Annotated in this window: 12 protein-coding genes and 1 pseudogene; 10 read left to right on the top strand and 3 right to left on the bottom strand. The window is 68.8% G+C overall.

Features of this window, described 5'->3' with window-relative positions; all coding sequences use genetic code 11:
* Positions 1-181 precede the first annotated feature (181 nt).
* Entirely contained in the window at positions 182-655 is a 474-nt protein-coding gene (locus tag HTV45_RS23150) for a hypothetical protein (RefSeq protein ID WP_215207776.1), read from the top strand.
* 13 nt (positions 656-668) lie between these two features.
* Here the strand turns inward: HTV45_RS23150 and HTV45_RS23145 are convergent.
* The 3 genes and pseudogenes from HTV45_RS23145 to HTV45_RS23135 form a co-directional block, all read right to left on the bottom strand.
* Positions 669-1,379, bottom strand: a pseudogene (locus HTV45_RS23145) (acetylxylan esterase); the annotation flags it as partial.
* Positions 1,349-1,549 carry a DUF3786 domain-containing protein gene (locus HTV45_RS23140; RefSeq protein ID WP_215207775.1) on the bottom strand — a complete coding sequence of 67 codons (201 nt, stop codon included), beginning with the start codon at positions 1,547-1,549 and terminating at the stop codon, positions 1,349-1,351. The pseudogene HTV45_RS23145 and the gene HTV45_RS23140, both read right to left, overlap by 31 nt.
* A 168-nt stretch (positions 1,550-1,717) precedes the next feature.
* A complete protein-coding gene (locus tag HTV45_RS23135; protein ID WP_215207774.1) occupies positions 1,718-5,530 on the bottom strand; it encodes a GH92 family glycosyl hydrolase in 3,813 nt (1,270 codons plus the stop codon).
* A 377-nt stretch (positions 5,531-5,907) separates the two neighbouring features.
* On the opposite strand from HTV45_RS23135, the gene ngcE reads away from it, so the two are divergent.
* From ngcE to HTV45_RS23090, 9 genes are all read left to right on the top strand, one after another.
* On the top strand, positions 5,908-7,365 hold the full coding sequence (gene ngcE, locus HTV45_RS23130; protein WP_215207773.1) for an N-acetylglucosamine/diacetylchitobiose ABC transporter substrate-binding protein: 1,458 nt from the start codon (positions 5,908-5,910) through the stop codon (positions 7,363-7,365).
* 76 nt (positions 7,366-7,441) lie between these two features.
* Complete coding sequence (locus HTV45_RS23125) at positions 7,442-8,371, top strand: carbohydrate ABC transporter permease (protein ID WP_215207772.1); 930 nt, start codon at positions 7,442-7,444, stop codon at positions 8,369-8,371.
* 15 nt (positions 8,372-8,386) lie between these two features.
* Positions 8,387-9,322, top strand: a complete 936-nt coding sequence (locus tag HTV45_RS23120; protein ID WP_215207771.1) for a carbohydrate ABC transporter permease — start codon at positions 8,387-8,389, stop codon at positions 9,320-9,322.
* A 183-nt stretch (positions 9,323-9,505) separates the two neighbouring features.
* Complete coding sequence (locus HTV45_RS23115; RefSeq protein WP_215207770.1) at positions 9,506-10,717, top strand: ROK family transcriptional regulator; 1,212 nt, start codon at positions 9,506-9,508, stop codon at positions 10,715-10,717.
* A gap of 132 nt (positions 10,718-10,849) precedes the next feature.
* Positions 10,850-11,950 carry a substrate-binding domain-containing protein gene (locus HTV45_RS23110; RefSeq protein WP_215207769.1) on the top strand — a complete coding sequence of 367 codons (1,101 nt, stop codon included), beginning with the start codon at positions 10,850-10,852 and terminating at the stop codon, positions 11,948-11,950.
* Positions 11,951-12,131: 181 nt separating this feature from the next.
* On the top strand, positions 12,132-12,923 hold the full coding sequence (locus tag HTV45_RS23105; RefSeq protein WP_215207768.1) for an ATP-binding cassette domain-containing protein: 792 nt from the start codon (positions 12,132-12,134) through the stop codon (positions 12,921-12,923).
* Complete coding sequence (locus HTV45_RS23100; RefSeq protein ID WP_215207767.1) at positions 12,920-14,212, top strand: sugar ABC transporter permease; 1,293 nt, start codon at positions 12,920-12,922, stop codon at positions 14,210-14,212. The genes HTV45_RS23105 and HTV45_RS23100 overlap by 4 nt, the downstream gene beginning before the upstream one ends.
* A 252-nt stretch (positions 14,213-14,464) precedes the next feature.
* On the top strand, positions 14,465-16,399 hold the full coding sequence (dxs, locus tag HTV45_RS23095; protein ID WP_215207766.1) for a 1-deoxy-D-xylulose-5-phosphate synthase: 1,935 nt from the start codon (positions 14,465-14,467) through the stop codon (positions 16,397-16,399).
* Between the two features lie 149 nt (positions 16,400-16,548).
* The gene (locus HTV45_RS23090; RefSeq protein WP_215207765.1) at positions 16,549-18,072 is read left to right on the top strand and encodes an amino acid permease; all 1,524 of its coding nucleotides are present in this window, start codon (positions 16,549-16,551) and stop codon (positions 18,070-18,072) included.
* The last annotated feature ends 45 nt before the right edge of the window (positions 18,073-18,117 follow it).

Below are 18,117 nucleotides of genomic sequence, written 5' to 3'. Positions count from 1 at the left end.
GCACTCTCCGGCGCGGCACCCGTTTACAAGAGCGTCACTCGGCGCTACCGTCCCTCAGGGGCGGGGTGGGAGCGCTCCCACGCTCGGCGGACCGGAACCCGCCGACGGTCGCACTGCCACCCCGCCCGACCCGCGCACCCCTGAAGGCACCGGCAACCCACCAGTCGAGGGCAGGTGTGTCATGACCAGGACTGCAACAGGGGTGGAGGCGGCCCCCGGGCCCCTGCTCCCCACCCGCACCAGAGCCCTGTTCCTCGTGCTCGTCCTCCTGCTGGCCACCGTCCCGGCCCTCGGCCTGCTCGTGAGCAGGAGCGGCCACCCGTCCGGTGCGGCCGTCACCCGCGGCGCCGAGGCGCCGTTGCCCGGCCGGACCCTCCCGCCCGGCCAGGCGTCCGGCAGTGCGTGGGGCGTCGAAGTGACGTACCGCGGCGAGGACGTGACGGTGCGCCCCGCGAGCCACCACGGTCCCCGGTATCCGGGGCGGAACACGGCGTTCGGCACCTCGGTCCCCGGCCCCGAGTCCGGCTCCGTCCACGGGTCCGGTTCCGTCCACGGGTCCGGTTCCGTCCACGGGTCCGGCTCCGACTACGGCCCCGGCTCCGTCCACGACTCCGCTGGTGACGATGTGACGTCCCTGTCCCGCAGGGCCGGCTGAACCGCCCCCGCCTTCAGCGGCCCAGCACCCGCTCCAGCCGGTCCAGTTGCCGCCGTACGTGCACCACGTCCCCGCCCTCGTGTCCGTTGAACGGGTAGGCGTGGAGCACCTTCTCCGGGTCCGCGGCCGTCCGTTCCGCGTACCGGTTGAACGCGGCGTACGCCCCGCTCGGCGGGCAGACCGTGTCCCGCAGGCGACCCCGAAGCGGGCCGGGGCCTGCGCGCGGCGGGCGAAGGAGACGCCTTCGACGTAGGACAGCGTGCGGCGGGCGGCCTCCCCGGCGTCCCGGTGCACCGAGAGGTAGGCGGTGATCTCTCCGTACGGGGGCACGACCGTGAGGTCGAGGGCACGCCGGATGCCGCACAGGAGGGGCGCGGTGACCAGGACGGCCGCCACATCCGGCACCAGGCCGGCCACCGCCAGCGCGAGTCCGCCGCCCTGGCTGTTGCCCACCGCCGTGACCCGGGAGGAGTCCACACCCGGCAGTGCGCGGACGGCGGCCACCGCGTGCACCGCGTCGGTGATCAGGCGGCGGCAGTGGTAGTCCCGCGGGTCGAGCAGGCCGCGTACCGGCGGGGCCGGGGCCGCCGGGCGCGGTGGCGTGCGGATCGGGGGTGTCGCCGCCGCAGCCGTACTGGTCGCCCTGGCCGCGGTTGTCCGTCAGCAGATGCGCGTACCCGGCGTTCACCCGGGTCAGCCGCTCGTGCGGCAGCCCGCGTCCCCGTCACCGCCGCGTACGACCTGCCCGCCGAACCGCTCGCAGGCGTCGGCCAGTTCCCGGTACACCGTGTCCGCGAGCGGTCCCGCGGCGCGGACCGGCGAGCGCCGGCTGCCGGCCGCGCGGAACGCGCCGGAGGGCAGCCAGGCCGCGTCGTAGTCCCCGGGGTCCGTCATTCCCGCCCTCTCTCCCACGCGTGCAGGCGCCTCCCGGAGGGCTCCGGGACCGCTCCCATTCTGGTGTACGGGGGACCGGAGAGATACCTGTCGGCCTGGGGAGACATACGAGAACGGCGGGTCCGGGGCATGCCCCGGACCCGCCGTGTGAGCGGAGGTCGGCTCAGCTCAGCTCAGCAGTTCCACCTCCGTCAGCGTGGCCTCGCCGGTCAGCACCAGCCGGTAGTGGCCGTAGGCCTTCGGTCGGTCCACCGAGAAGGCGCGGGTCTGGCGGTCCCAGCGGAAGGTCTCGTCCGTCCGCCGGTCCAGGTCCGTCCATGTCTCCCCGTCGACGGACCCCTGCAGCGTCCAGCCCGTCGGCGCCTCGGTGTGGTCCCCGGACGTCAGCGTGTACTGCACCGCCTCGGTGTCCCCGGTGACGGGAAGCTCCACGGTGGACACCGTGGCCCCGGTCTCCGACGTGTTGTCGAACAGTTCGCCCCCGCCCTCGAGCGCGTCCTGGCGAGGCGTGGGCACCTCGTCGTCCCGGGTGATCGAGACGGGCGCCGCGTTCTTGCCCGTGCCCCACGACGACGGACGCGGGCCCATGTCGAACTCCAGGACCCCGCCCCGGGCGATCACCGAGTGCGGCAGCGAAGTGGACGTCCAGCGCTTGCCGTTGACCTTCAGCCCCTGCACGTACACGTTCTTCGCGCTGTTCTTCGGCGCCTTGACGACCAGATCGCGGCCGTTCTCCAGGTGCACGGTCATCTTCTTGAACAGCGGGGAGCCGATGGCGTACTCGCCGCTGCCCATGACCAGCGGGTAGAAGCCGAGCGAGGAGAACAGGTACCAGGCCGACTGCTCGCCGTTGTCCTCGTCACCGTGGTAGCCCTGGCCGATGTCGCTGCCGGTGTAGAGGCGGGAGAGCACCTCGCGCACGTTCGACTGCGTCTTCCAGGGCTGCCCGGCCGCGTCGTACATGTACAGGGCGTGGTGGGCGACCTGGTTGGAGTGGCCGTACATGCCCATCCGGACGTCCCGCGCCTCGATCATCTCGTGGATGACCCCGCCGTAGGAGCCCTTGAACTCCGGGGCGGCCGTCTCGGGCGTGGACAGGTACTCGTCGAGCTTGTCCGCGAGGCCCTTGCGGCCGCCGTAGAGGTTGGCCAGGCCGAGGCTGTCCTGCGGGGCGGTGAAGGCGTAGCCCCAGCCGTTGGTCTCGGTGTAGTCGTGGCCCCAGATGCGCGGGTCGTACTTCGAGGACTCCACGCGCCAGTCGCCCTCGAGGTCGCGGCCCTGGAAGAACCCGGCCTCGGAGTCGAAGAGGTTGACGTAGTCCTGGGCGCGGTCGAGGAAGTACGCGGCCTCCTCCTTGTAGCGCTTCTCACCGGTCCTCTTGTGAAGGGCCTCGCCCATCTTGGCGATGCCGTAGTCGTTGAGGAAGCCCTCCAGCGCCCACGACATGCCCTCGTGCGTCTCGACGCTCGTGTAGCCGAGGAACGGCGAGGTGGCCATGCCCTTGCGGCCCACACCGGAGGACGGGGGCACCACGGTGGCGTTCTTCACCGCCGCGTCGTACGCCGTCTTCGCGTCGAGGTCGACGCCCTTGACGTAGGCGTCCGCGAACGCGACGTCGGAGGAGGTGCCGGTCATCAGGTCCGCGTAGCCCGGGGAGGACCAGCGGGAGGTCCAGCCGCCGTCCTTGTAGTGCTGCACGAACCCGTCCGCCAGCTCGGCGGCCTTGGACGGGGTCAGGAAGGAGTACGCCGGCCAGGTGGTCCGGTAGGTGTCCCAGAAGCCGTTGTTGACGTACACCTTGCCGTCGACGATCTTCGCCCCGGTCTGCGTCGGGGTGTCGGGCCCTTCCGCCTTCGAGAAGGGAGAGGCGTACCGGTACTTCCCGTCCACCTTCTCGTGGCCCGAGTTCGGGTACAGGTACAGCCGGTACAGGCTGGAGTACAGCGTGGTCAGCTGGTCCGGGGTGGCGCCCTCGACCTCCACCTTGCCGAGGATCCGGTCCCACTGGCGCTGCGCGTCGCGCTTGACCTTCTCGAAGGAGGCGCGCTCCGGCAGCTCCTGGCGCAGGTTGTCCTTCGCCTGGTCGACGCTGATCAGCGAGGTGGCCAGGCGCAGGGTCACCGTGCGGTCCCGGCCGGCGTCGAAGCGCAGGTGGCCCTTGAGGCCGCTGGAGTCCCCGCCGGTGACCCTGCTGTCGAACTTTCCGTACACGAACAGCCGGGTCGCTCCCGTGGACCCGCCGGACTTGACGTCCGAGTAGCCGGTGAAGGTGCCGTTGTCCTTGTCGAGGGTCAGACCGCCGCGTTCCGGGACGTTCTCGTCGCCGGCGTTGTCGAACAGTACGCTCGCGTCGTCACCGGGGAAGGTGAAGCGCATCATCGCGGCGTGGTCCGTCGGCGTCATCTCCGCCTTCAGCCCGTTCTCGAACCGCACCCCGTAGTAGTACGGCCGCGCGGTCTCGTTCTCGTGCCGGAAGGCCAGCTCACGCGCCTCGCGTCCGAGGTCCGGGGTGCCGGAGGCGACCGAGGGCATCACCTGGAAGGTCTGCCGGTCACCCATCCACGGGCTGGGCTCGTGGCTCGCGCTGAAGGCCTGGACGGTCGGGAGGTTGTCGTCGTTGTTGCCGCTCGCGTAGTCGTACAGCCAGCTCGTCGAGCGGGCGTTGGTGACCGGGGTCCAGAAGTTGAATCCGTGCGGCACGGCCGTGGCCGGGAAGGTGTTGCCGCGCGAGAAGCTGCCGCTGGAGTTGGTGCCCCGGGTCGTCACCGCGTAGTCGGACAGATGGGCCTTCGGCCGCTCGGGCGCCACCCGCTTCAGCTCCACGTCGTCCAGCCAGCCCCGGAACTTCGCCGGGCCCTTGGGGGAGTCGTAGGCGACCAGGATCCGGTCGACGGTCTTGCCGGCGGCCACCGAGCCGATCGCGGAGCGCACGCTGTTCCACTGGTTGACGTACAGGACCTTGGAGTCGCCCTGGCCGCGCGGCGACAGCGGGAAGCCGTGCTGGTCCGTCGCCCTCAGGTCGCTCAGATGGGTGCCGTCGGTGAAGGCCAGGTCGACGGAGACGTTCGTGGCGTCGTAGTCGAGGTCCCGGTCCGCCATCGACGGGAAGATCTTGTAGGACAGCTCCGTACGGCGGTCGACCTTCACATGGACGTCGAAGACCTTGTTGTACGAGTAGGCCCGGCCCTCCGTGGTGTGCCGGCCGGCGTACCTGAGGGCGCGCTTGCCGGTGAAGCCGGCGTCCGCCTTCGCGGTCGGCGAGCCGGCCGGGCCGCGGTCGACGAGCGAGAGCATGTCCTGAGGTATGGGGTCGGCGATGCCGGTGGACAGCTGGATCTCGGCGAGCTGGAGGGCGTCGTCCGCTCCCTTGTTCCTGGTGAACTCCACACGCCAGTGCCGGAACTTCGCCGGCTCGGCGAGGTCGTACGTCTTGGTCTCGAACCGCTCCGCGAAGGACTCCCCGGAGCGGGTGTCCAGGGTCTGCCAGTCCTCGCCGTCCGCCGAGCCCTCCAGCGTCCAGTCCACGGGGTCGCGCTCGTCGTGGTCGTTGGCCGAGGTGAGGGCGTACGTGACGATCTCCGTCGGCTCGTCCAGGTCGAACTCGATCCAGCCGGTCGGCGCGAAGGTCAGCCACTTGGTGGCGGACTCACCGTCGAAGAGGTTCCCCTTCACCTCCTTGCCGCCGGTGTTCTCCCCGCTGGCCCGGACGTCCGTGACACGGTGGGTGACATTGCCCGGGATACCGGACGTGAAGCCGCCGTCCACGCCCGAGGCGCGCTTGGCGCCGCCCCGGGTGGTGTCCACGGTGTTCAGCCAGTCCGGAGCCGGCTGGCCGGCCTCGAAGGACGAAGCGAACTCCCGGTCGGCCTTCTTCGGCGCCGTGGGCAGGGCGACCGCGACGCCCTGTGAGCCCGCGGCCAAAGCAAAGGCGGTCGTCGCGACGACCGCCGTTCCCCATCTGTGCCGAACCCTTGGTTGCATGCGCGAGCACCTTCCCTGCGCTGGACAACGTTGTCAATCACGATGCGCAAGGACCAGTAGTGGGTCAAGTCGCCCGTGATGTCAAGGGGGTTGAATGCGGCCTTCGGGGGAGGTGGCAAGGATTTCTCCGCAGGGCAGCGCACCGGCAGGCTTGTCTTTCCGCGAGGTCTCAACTCGGAAAAGACCGGAGGGGAACCTTGCATTCGATCTTGCTCCGTCGGCGTGAAGTGGACTATACCTGTCGGCACTCCGGGGCGTCTTCACCGCACCCGAACCCTGTACGGCCGTACTTCCTGCACGACCCAGCGTGACCCGAACGCGGTGCCGGGGAGGATCCGGTTCACCGCCTGAGTCCTGGAGAAGGCGAGGACTTGAGCATGGGATCCACTTCCGCCGAGAACAACGGCACCGGTGACAACAGCACGACCGGCGTGGGACGCCGCGCACTGATCAAGCGGTCCGCCGCGCTCGGCCTGGTTTCCGTACCCGCGATGAGCTTCCTGTCCGCGTGTGCCAGCGGGGGCGGGGAAGACAATTCCGGCGACAACGAGGGCAAGACGTCCGAATCCAACCCGTTCGGCGTCAAGGAGGGCAGCAAACTCGACATCGTCATCTTCAAGGGCGGCTACGGCGACGACTACGCCAAGGCGTGGGAGGCCGACTTCGAGAAGAAGAGGGGCGTCACCTCCGTCCACACCGGCACCCAGGAGATCACCGGCAAACTCCAGCCGCGGTTCAACGCCGGCAATCCGCCGGACATCGTCGACGACTCGGGCGCCCAGCAGATCCCGATCGACGTCCTGCACAAGAACGGCCAGCTCCTCGACCTCGCCGAAGTGCTGGACGCCCCCTCGGCCGACGACCCGGACGTGAAGGTCCGCGACACCCTCATTCCCGGCACGCTCGACGCCGGCATGCAGGAGGGCAAGGTCGTCGCCCTCAACTACATCTACACGGTGTGGGGTCTGTGGTACTCCGGCAAGCTCTTCGAGGAGAAGGGCTGGGAGGCGCCCAAGACCTGGGACGACTTCCTCGCCGTCTGCAAGGACGCCAGGTCCCAGGGCATCGGCGGCCTCGCGCACCAGGGCAAGTTCCCGTACTACATCAACGTCGCCATCATGGACCTGATCGCCAAGAAGGGCGGTCTGGACGCCATGAAGGCGATCGACAACCTCGATCCCAAGGCGTTCGTCGGCTCCGACGCCGCCACCGAGGCCATCGAGGCCGTCTACGAGGTCGTCGAGAAGGGCTACTTGATGCCCGGCACGAACGGCCTGACCCACACCGAGTCGCAGACACGCTGGAACCAGTACAAGGCCGCCTTCATCACCAGCGGCTCCTGGCTCGAGAACGAACAGCTCAAGACGACACCGGAGGACTTCGACATGAAGTTCCTGCCGATGCCGGTGCTCGCGGACAGCGCGCTGCCCTTCGAGGCGATCCGGGCCGGTTCCGGCGAGCCCTTCATCATCCCGTCCAAGGCCAAGAACCTCCCCGCGGCCAAGGAGTTCATGCGGATGATGCTCTCCAAGGAGTGGTCGACCATCTTCGCCAAGGAGGCGAACTCGCTGACCATCCTCAAGGACGGCGTCGACCCGGGCGTGCAGCTGCGGCCGGGCACCCAGTCCACCGTCGAGGCCTCCAAGGCGGCCGGCGACAACACGTTCCGTTTCCTGTACACCGAGTGGTACAGCGAGATGGGCACCGCCATCGAGAACGCGTCCAACGAGCTGATGGCCAAGCGTATCCAGCCCAGGGAATGGCTCAAGCGCGCCCAGGCGGCGGTCGACAAGCAGGCCAAGGACCCGGCCTCGAAGAAGAACCGCCGCGACTGATCTCGCTCGGCCGACGACCGCCGCGGGCCCGGAGGAATCCCGGCCCGCGGCGGCCACACCCAGGGGCAGGAACGCCATGCGCAAAGGGCAGCACCGGTTCGTCGCGGGATTTCTCCTCTTTCCCGTGGCGCTCTACCTGATCTTCGTGATCTGGCCGTACATCCAGACCTTCGGTTATTCACTGACCGACTGGAAGGGACAGTCGCAGAGCTTCGACTTCGTCGGGCTGGACAACTACACGGCGTTGTTCAAGGACGACGTCTTCATGGGTGCCATCTGGCACAACATCCTGTTCCTGGTGTTCATCCCGGTGATCACCATTCTGCTCGCGCTGTTCTTCGCCTTCATGCTGAACGCGGGCGGACGCGGACGTTCCGGAGGCGTCTCGGGAGTCGCCGGATCGAAGTACTACCGGGTCATCTACTTCTTCCCGCAGGTCCTTTCGCTGGCCATCCTGGCCGTGCTCTTCGGGGCGGTCTACCGCAGCGACGGCGGCGGAATGCTCAACGGCGCCCTGATCAAACTCGGACTGGTCGACAGCCAGAATCCCGTGGAATGGCTCAACGAGCCGAACGTCGTGCTGTGGGCCCTCATGGCGGTGGTCGTCTGGCACGGCGTCGGCTTCTATCTGGTGCTCTTCTCGGCCGCCATGCAGTCCATTCCGCGTGACATCTACGAGGCCGCCCTGATCGACGGGGCGAGCCGCACCCAGTCCTTCTTCCGCATCACCCTGCCCCTGCTGTGGGACTCCGTGCAGACCGCCTGGGTCTACCTCGGCATCGCGGCGATGGACATGTTCATCCTGGTCTCCACCATGACCGCCGGCGACTACGGCGGTGGCCCCGACCACCACAGCGAGGTCATGTCGACCGTGATGATGCGCAACTTCCTGCTGTACGGCCGGAGCGGCTACGCCTGCGCCATGGGCGTGGTCATGCTGCTCCTCACCCTGATCGTGTCCGTGGTCATGCTGCGCGCCACCCGTCGCGAGCGCATCGAGTTCTGAGGCGGAGCAACGACGATGAGCGCACCTCTCAAGGAATCCGCCCCCACCGGGGGCCCCACCCCGCCCTCGCCGCCGGTGAGCAAGGGCACCGTCCGCCCCGGCGACGAGCGCGGCGAAGGCGTCGTGCTGAACGTCTTCTCGCACGGTTTCCTCGCCGTGTGGGCGGTGCTGATCGTGCTGCCGCTGCTGTGGCTGGTGCTCAGCTCCTTCCGGACCGACGCGCAGATCGGCGGATCGGCCTTCGGCTGGCCGCGGAACTGGGACCCGGGCGTCTTCTCCCGCGCCTGGGAGAAGGGCATCGGCGACTACTTCACCAGCACCGTCATCGTGCTCGTCATCTCCGTGCCGCTGACGATGCTGCTCGGTTCCATGGCGGCCTACGTACTGGCCCGCTACGAGTTCCGGGGCAACCGCCTGCTGTACTACTTCTTCGTCGCGGGCGCGATGTTCCCCGTCTTCCTGGCCCTGGTGCCACTGTTCTTCATGGTCAAACGGCTGGACATGCTGAACACGTACCACGGCCTGGCCCTGGTGTACGTGGCCTACTCGCTGCCGTTCACGGTGTTCTTCATGCACGCGTTCTTCCGGACCCTGCCCACGGCGGTCTTCGAGGCGGCGATCCTCGACGGGGCCTCGCACACCCGGACGTTCTTCCAGGTGATGATGCCGATGGCCAAGCCCGGTCTGCTGAGCGTCGGCATCTTCAACACGCTGGGCCAGTGGAACCAGTACATTCTGCCGACGGTGCTGATGCAGCCGCAGAGCGGTGACGATCCGGAACGCTATGTGCTGACCCAGGGGCTGATCCAGCTCCAGCAGCAGCAGGGGTACGCCTCCGACCTTCCCGTGCTCTTCGCCGGCGTGACCATCGCCATGGTGCCCATGCTGGTGGTCTATCTGTCCTTCCAGCGGCAGGTGCAGGTCGGCCTCACGTCCGCAACCTTGAAGTAACGCTCCGGCACCCACCGTTCACACGCCGCTCCCGGCCCAGGGAGCGGCGTGTCCGTGTGTGTCCATGCCCCCGGAAACGGTTCAACCTCTTGACGGGAGGCGACCCGAACGGCTCATCTTAGGGTTCACTAGTTGGACAGAGAGGGGCCTCACCGATGCGGCCCCCGCGCGCGGGAGGTCGTCGTGGAGACTCCGGGGTCGCAGTCGTCGCTGCACCGAGCCAACCTGGAGCGGGTCGTCCGGGCAGTACGTCTTGCGGGTTCCCTCACCCAGGCCGAGATCGCGAGGACGACCGGTCTGTCCGCGGCCACGGTCTCCAATATCGTCCGGGAGCTGAAGAACGGCGGGACGGTGGAGGTCACCCCGACCTCCTCGGGCGGCCGCCGGGCCCGCGCGGTCTCGCTGAGCGGGGACGCGGGCATCGTGATCGGGGTCGATTTCGGGCACACCCACCTACGGGTCGCGGTCGGGAACCTCGCGCACCAGGTGCTGGCCGAGGAGGCCGAGCCGCTGGATGTGGACGCATCCTCGACCCAGGGCTTCGACCGGGCGGAACAACTGGTCAGCCGGCTGATCGAGGCGACGGGCGTGGACCGTTCCAAGGTCGCGGGGGTGGGCCTTGGCGTGCCGGGCCCGATCGACGTGGAGTCCGGCACCCTGGGCTCCACCGCGATCCTGCCCGGCTGGACCGGCACCAGGCCCGCCGAGGAACTGCGGGGGCGGCTCGGCGTGCCGGTGCACGTGGACAACGACGCCAACCTCGGCGCCCTGGGAGAGATGGTCTGGGGCAGCGGCCGGGGTGTGCAGGACCTGGCCTACATCAAGGTGGCGAGCGGTGTCGGCGCGGGCCTGGTGATCAGCGGCAAGATCTATCGCGGGCCGGGTGGCACCGCGGGTGAGATCGGACACATTACACTCGACGAATCCGGTCCTGTGTGCCGCTGTGGCAACCGCGGCTGTCTGGAGACGTTCACGGCCGCGCGCTATGTGCTTCCGCTGCTCCAGCCGGGCCACGGCTCCGATCTGACGATGGAGGGAGTCGTCAGACTGGCGCGGGGCGGTGACCCGGGCTGTCGTCGCGTGATCGCCGACGTCGGCCGTCACATCGGCAGTGGAGTCGCCAATCTCTGCAACTTGCTGAACCCGAGCAGGGTCGTTCTCGGTGGCGATCTCGCCGAGGCCGGCGAGATCGTACTGGGGCCGATCCGGGAGTCCGTGGGCCGCTACGCGATCCCCAGTGCGGCACGTCAACTCTCCGTTCTCCCCGGGGCACTTGGGGGTCGTGCGGAGGTGCTCGGGGCGCTCGCCCTCGCGTTGAGCGAGATGGGCGATTCGACCCTTCTGGACGGAACCGCGACGGGGTCACTCGCCGCGGCCAGCCCTGCCTTCACTTAGAGAACGGATGGCACCGTTGCCATCTCGTTAAGGATTTACTTCTTGACGTCGCACGCGTGGCCGAGTTGACTTCCAGCCACCTCGGCCGCAAGGACGCGGCCTCGTCAGGGAGGTTTCTGAATGAACACGCGTATGCGTCGTGCAGCCTTTGCCGTTGCCGCAGGTGCGATGGCCGTCTCGCTCGCCGCTTGCGGCAGCGCCGCCGAGTCCGGCGACAAGAAGGACTCCGGTGACTCCGCCGCCAAGGGCGACGACATCAAGGTCGGCCTGCTCCTGCCGGAGAACCAGACCGCGCGGTACGAGAAGTTCGACAAGCCCTTGATCGAGAAGAAGGTCAAGGAGCTCACGAACAACAAGGCCGAGGTCGTCTACGCCAACGCCAAGCAGGACGCCAGCCTGCAGAACCAGCAGGTCGACACGATGATCACCAACAAGGTGGACGTCCTCATCGTGGACGCGGTCGACGCGAAGGCCATCGCCGGCTCGGTGAAGAACGCCAAGGACGCCGGCATCCCGGTCGTCGCCTACGACCGTCTCGCCGAGGGCCCGATCGACGCCTACACCTCGTTCGACAACGTGACCGTCGGCAAGACCCAGGGCGAGGCCCTGCTGGAGGCGCTGGGCGACAAGGCCGAGGGCGGCCAGATCGTCATGATGAACGGGTCCGCCACCGACCCGAACGCCGCCATGTTCAAGGAGGGCGCGCACTCCGTCCTCGACGGCAAGGTGAAGGTCGGCCGCGAGTACGACACCAAGGAGTGGAAGCCGGAGAACGCCAACGCCAACATGGAGGGCGCCATCTCCGCCCTCGGCAAGGACAAGATCGTCGGCGTCTACTCCGCCAACGACGGCATGGCGGGCGGCATCATCACCGCCCTGAAGGCGGCCGGCATCGCCGACGTCCCGGTCACCGGCCAGGACGCCGAGCTCGCGGGCGTGCAGCGCATCGTCACCGGTGAGCAGTTCATGAGCGTCTACAAGCCCTTCCCGCAGGAGGCGAGCGTCGCCGCGGAGCTGGCCGTCCTGCTCGCCCAGGGCAAGTCGCTGGACTCCGTCGCCAAGGACAAGGTCGACAGCCCCACCACCAAGGGTGTCCCGTCCGTCCTCGTCCCGGTCGTGTCGCTGACCCAGGAGAACATCAACGAGACGGTGATCAAGGACGGCATCTACACCGTCCAGGAGATCTGCACCGACAAGTACAAGGCCGCCTGCGACAAGATCGGCCTCAAGTAAGCAGTCCCTCCGTCCCGTGACACATGAGGGAGTCCGCGACCCGGACCCCCTCTCGGGACCGACTGCCGCACGCTTCCGCCGGTGCCCCGCACACAACAGCCCCGCAAGCTAGGCGGGGCACCGGACGGAACACCCCCCAAATACTCAGCACAACCTCCCGCCGGGTCAGGCGGCGAAGGAGATGGTTCACGTGTCCGCTACGCCCGTGCTGGCGTTGCGCGGGGTCTCCAAGCGGTTCGGTGCCGTTCAGGCGCTCACCGACGTAGAGCTTGAGGTCCACGCCGGTGAGGTGGTCGCCCTGGTGGGCGACAACGGTGCCGGAAAGTCCACGCTGGTCAAGACGATCGCCGGCGTGCACCCCATCGATGAGGGCATCATCGAATGGAGCGGAAAGGGCGTCCAGATCAACCGGCCGCACGACGCCCAGAACCTGGGCATCGCGACGGTCTACCAGGATCTCGCGCTGTGCGACAACATCGATGTCGTCGGCAACCTCTACCTGGGCCGGGAGCTCCGCAGGCGCGGTGTCCTGGACGAGGTGGAGATGGAGCGCCGTTCCCGCGAGCTCCTCGACACGCTCTCGATCCGCATCCCCAGCGTCCGGATCCCGATCGCCTCCCTCTCCGGAGGCCAGCGCCAGGTCGTGGCCATCGCCCGCTCCATGCTCGGCGAGCCCAAGCTGGTGATCCTCGACGAGCCCACCGCCGCCCTCGGCGTCGAGCAGACCGCGCAGGTCCTCGACCTGGTCGAGCGGCTGCGCGAGCGCGGTCACGCGGTCATCCTCATCAGCCACAACATGGCCGATGTGAAGGCCGTGGCGGACAAGGTCGCCGTCCTGCGCCTGGGGCGCAACAACGGCGTCTTCGAGGTCAAGTCGACCTCGCAGGAAGAGATCATCTCCGCCATCACGGGCGCCACGGAAAACGCCGTGACCCGTCGTGCGGCGCGCACCAATGGGGAGATCAAGAAGTGAGCACCGAAAAGACCTCCGCCCCCGCCGAGGACCACGCCGTGGAGAATTCCGAGGCGGCCGCCGCCGCGGTCACCGTGGTCGACCCCCGGCTGCTGGTCCGCGAACAGGGCTTCGCGGGCTACCTGAGCGAGTTCAAGCGGAAGATGAAGGCCGGTGACCTCGGCTCCATCCCCGTGGTGGTCGGCCTGCTGATCATCTGGGGCATCTTCACCGGCCTGAACTCCAACTTCCTCACCGCCGGCAACTTCTCCGACATGTCCGTCGCCATGGTGGGCACGGGCATGATCGCCGTCGGCATCGTCTTCGTCCTGCTGCTCGGCGAGATCGACCTGTCGGTCGGCTCGGTCAGCGGTGTCGCGGGCGCCGCCTTCGCGGTCATGAGCGTCACCCACGGGATGAACGAGTTCCTGGCCCTCGTGCTGGCGATTCTCACCGGCACGGCGGCCGGCGCCATCCACGGTTTCGTGTTCGCCCGTATCGGCGTTCCGGCCTTCGCCGTGACCCTGGCCGGCCTGCTGTTCTGGCAGGGCTTCATGCTGTGGATCCTCGGCAGCAACGGCACGATCAACCTCGACTCCGAGGGCATCGTCGTCAAGCTGACCAGCTACTACTTCAGCGATGTGGCAGCCGCCTACGGCCTGGCGATCCTGGTGACCGCGGGGTACTTCCTCTCCGCGTTCTTCGACAACCGCCGCCGCGAGGCCGCCGGGGTGCCGTCCCGCCCGCTGAACGAGATCATCGTGCGGACCGTGCTGCTGGCCGTCCTGGCGTTCGCCGCGGCGATCGTCTTCAACCAGTACAAGGGCCTGCCGCTGGCCGTGGTGATCTTCCTGGCCTTCCTGGTCCTCACGGACTTCGTGCTGCGCCGCACCGCCTACGGCCGCATGGTCTTCGCACTCGGCGGCAGCGTCGAGGCGTCCCGCCGCGCGGGCATCAACGTGGAGATGGTCCGGATCTCGGTCTTCGCGATCGCCGGTACCTTCGCCGCGATCGGCGGTCTGTTCGTCGCCTCGAAGATCGCCTCCGCCAACCAGGGCGCGGGCACCGGCGAGTTCCTGATGAACGTCATCGCCGCGGCCGTCATCGGCGGTACGTCGCTCTTCGGTGGCCGCGGCCGCACGTGGAACGCGCTGCTCGGTGTGATGGTCATCATCTCGATCACGTACGGCCTGGCGCTGGAAGGTATCGCCTCGCCGGTGCAGTACATGATCACCGGTGGTGTGCTGCTGGCGACCGTCGTCATCGACGCGGTCACCCGGAAGACGCAGAGGACCGCCGGCCGCGCGTAGCGGTTCCGCTGTGGCTGATCGCGCCCGCGCGGCGGAGCCGCACGGTGAAACGGTCCCGCGCCCCTGAGGGCGTCGCTGTTGCCCGGTGCCTCGTCGGTGCCGGGCAACAGCCGTGTCGTAGGACGTGGGCATCCGGGGTACTGCTGATCGGGTGATGTACGACGCACGGCCCGAGGGCCCGTCGGCCGAGCGGAACATTAGACTCGACCCGCCCGGAAACAGCTCGATCAGCTCTACTGCAAGGAGGCACGGGTGCCGCTGCTGACCCGCATCAGGGGACCGCGCGATCTGGACCGGCTCAGCCCGGAGGAGCTCGACCGGCTGGCCGGGGAGATCCGGACCTTCCTCGTCGACGCGGTCTCCAAGACCGGCGGCCACCTCGGCCCCAACCTCGGTGTGGTGGAGCTCACCATCGCCCTGCACCGGGTCTTCGAGTCGCCCAAGGACAAAGTGCTCTGGGACACCGGCCACCAGTCCTACGTGCACAAACTGCTGACCGGCCGCCAGGACTTCTCCAGGCTGAAGATGAAGGGCGGCCTGTCCGGTTACCCCTCGCAGGAGGAGTCCGAGCACGACGTCATCGAGAACAGCCACGCCTCCACCGTGCTCGGCTGGGCCGACGGCATCGCCAAGGCCAACCAGATCAGGAAGCGGGACGACAGCCACGTCGTCGCCGTCATCGGTGACGGCGCGCTCACCGGCGGCATGGCCTGGGAGGCGCTGAACAACATCGCCGACGCCAGGGACCGCCCGCTCGTCATCGTCGTCAACGACAACGAGCGCTCCTACTCGCCCACCATCGGCGGCCTCGCCAACCACCTGGCGACCCTGCGCACCACCGACGGCTACGAGCGCTTCCTGACCCGCACCAAGGACCTCCTGGAGCGCACCCCGGTCGTCGGCAAGCCCCTCTTCGACACGCTGCACGGCGCGAAGAAGGGTCTCAAGGACTTCATCGCCCCGCAGGGCATGTTCGAGGACCTCGGCCTGAAGTACGTCGGCCCCATCGACGGCCACGACATCGAGGCCCTGGAGTCCGCCCTGACCCGCGCCAAGCGCTTCGGCGGCCCGGTGATCGTGCACTGCCTCACCGAGAAGGGCCGCGGCTACCAGCCCGCCCTGGCGGACGAGGCCGACCGCTTCCACGCCGTCGGCAAGATCCACCCCGACACCGGCCTGCCGATCGCCAGCTCCGGCGCCGACTGGACGAGTGTCTTCGGCGAGGAGATGGTGAAGCTCGGCGAGGAGCGCGACGACATCGTCGCCATCACCGCCGCCATGCTCCAGCCGGTCGGCCTCGACAAGTTCGCCAAGCGCTTCCCCGACCGGGTCTACGACGTCGGCATCGCCGAGCAGCACGGCGCCGTCTCCGCGGCCGGCCTGGCCCACGCCGGGGTGCACCCCGTCTTCGCCGTGTACGCGACCTTCCTCAACCGCGCCTTCGACCAGGTGCTGATGGACGTGGCACTGCACAGGTGCGGCGTGACGTTCGTGCTCGACCGGGCCGGAGTCACCGGCACCGACGGCCCCTCCCACAACGGCATGTGGGACATGTCCCTCCTCCAGGTCGTCCCCGGACTGCGGCTCGCCGCCCCGCGCGACGCCGACCAGGTCCGCGCCCAGCTGCGCGAGGCCACGGCCGTCGATGACGCCCCCACCGTGGTCCGCTTCTCCAAGGGCGCCGTCGGCCCCGCCGTGCCCGCCGTGGGCCGCGTCGGCGGCATGGACGTCCTGCGCGAGCCCGGCACCGACACGCCCGACGTGCTCCTGGTGTCCGTCGGAGCTCTCGCGCCGATGTGCCTGGAGATCGCCGGACTGCTGAACCGGCAGGGCATCTCCACCACCGTCGTCGACCCGCGCTGGGTCAAGCCCGTGGACGAGGCGATGGCGCCGCTCGCCGGGAAGCACCGGGTCGTCGTCACCGTCGAGGACAACTCCCGCGTCGGCGGCGTCGGCTCGACGATCGCCCAGGCCCTGCGCGACGCCGGCGTGGACGTCCCCCTGCGCGACTTCGGCATCCCGCCGCGCTTCCTCGACCACGCCTCGCGCGCCGAGGTCCTGGCGGAGATCGGGCTGACCGCCCCCGACATCGCCCGTCAGGTCACCGGCCTGGTGGCGAAGCTCGACGGCGGATACGAGCGCCCGTCCGCGGACGCCGTCGATTCGGTGCAGCCGGCCCGCGACTGACCCGCCGTCCACCTGTCGCCCGGATGGGCCGCCCGCGCCACCGTGAAGAGTGGCGCGCGCGGCCCATTCGCGTGAGAACGCCCGCGCGGGGGCATACGAGGTGTGCCCCCTCTCGATCATGTCGAGGACGACAAGCGTGGGAGGTACCCGTGACAAGCCCCCTCTTCCGGACGAAGAAGGTCGAGCAGTCCATCCGTGACACGGAAGAACCTGAGCACGCGCTCAAGAAATCCCTGTCCGCCGTCGACCTGACCGTGTTCGGCGTCGGTGTCATCATCGGCACCGGCATCTTCGTCCTCACCGGCACGGTCGCCAAGGACAACGCCGGGCCGGCCACCGCCGTGGCCTTCGTCGTGGCCGGTGTCGTCTGCGCGCTCGCCGCGCTCTGCTACGCCGAGTTCGCCTCCACCGTGCCGGTCGCGGGTTCCGCCTACACGTTCTCGTACGCCTCCCTGGGCGAGTTGCCGGCCTGGATCATCGGCTGGGACCTGGTCCTGGAGTTCGCGCTCGGCACGGCGGTGGTGGCCGTCGGCTGGTCGGGCTACATCCAGTCGCTCATGGACAACGCGGGCTGGCAGATGCCGGCGGTCCTCGGCAGCCGCGAGGGCTCCGACGCCTTCGGGTTCGACATCCTCGCCGCCGCCCTGGTGCTGGTGCTCACCGGCATCCTCGTCCTCGGCATGAAGCTGTCCGCCCGTGTCACCTCGGTCGTCGTCGCCATCAAGGTGACCGTGGTCCTCGTCGTGATCATCGCCGGAGCCTTCTTCATCACCAAGGACAACTACGACCCGTTCATCCCGGACTCCAGGCCCGTGCCGGCCGGCGACAGTCTCGACTCCCCGCTCATCCAGCTGATGTTCGGCTGGGCCCCGGCCAACTTCGGCGTGATGGGTATCTTCACGGCCGCCTCGGTGGTCTTCTTCGCCTTCATCGGCTTCGACATCGTCGCCACGGCGGCCGAGGAGACCAGGAACCCGCAGCGGGACATGCCCCGCGGCATCCTCGGCTCCCTGATCATCTGCACCGTGCTGTACGTGCTGGTGTCGATCGTCGTCACCGGCATGCAGAACTACCGGGAGCTGTCCGTGGACGCCCCGCTGGCGGACGCCTTCAAGGCCACCGGACACCCCTGGTTCGCGGGCTTCATCAGCTTCGGGGCCGCCGTCGGCCTGACGACCGTGTGCATGATCCTGCTGCTCGGCCAGACCCGCGTCTTCTTCGCGATGAGCCGCGACGGACTGCTGCCGAGGTTCTTCTCCCGGGTCCACCCCCGGTTCCGGACCCCGCACCGGCCGACCATCCTGCTCGGTGTGCTCATCGCGGTCCTCGCGGGCTTCACCCCGCTGAACGAACTCGCCGCGCTGGTGAACATCGGCACCCTGTTCGCCTTCGTCATCGTCGCGATCAGTGTGCTCATCCTCCGCAGGACCCGGCCCGATCTGCACCGGGCGTTCCGCACCCCCTGGGTGCCGCTGCTGCCGATCGTGTCGGTCGCCGCCTCCCTGTGGCTGATGCTGAACCTGCCCGCCGAGACCTGGGTCCGCTTCGGCATCTGGATGGCGCTCGGCATCGTCGTCTACTTCCTCTACGGCCGCACCCACAGCCGTATGGCCCGGGAAGAGGCGGAACCCGGGGCGTCGCTCGGGCCGTCCGGCGGTCCGGACCCCCGCTGAACGGGCGCGGGCCGGCCGCCCCCCACTCCGCCGACCGGCGCGGCG

Origin of the sequence: Streptomyces sp. CHD11, assembly GCF_018638295.1 — a bacterium.
In the GTDB taxonomy this organism is placed as follows: Bacteria; Actinomycetota; Actinomycetes; order Streptomycetales; family Streptomycetaceae; genus Streptomyces.
Note: the sequence above shows the minus strand (reverse complement) of the source record. Positions and strands in the feature narration are given on the sequence as shown.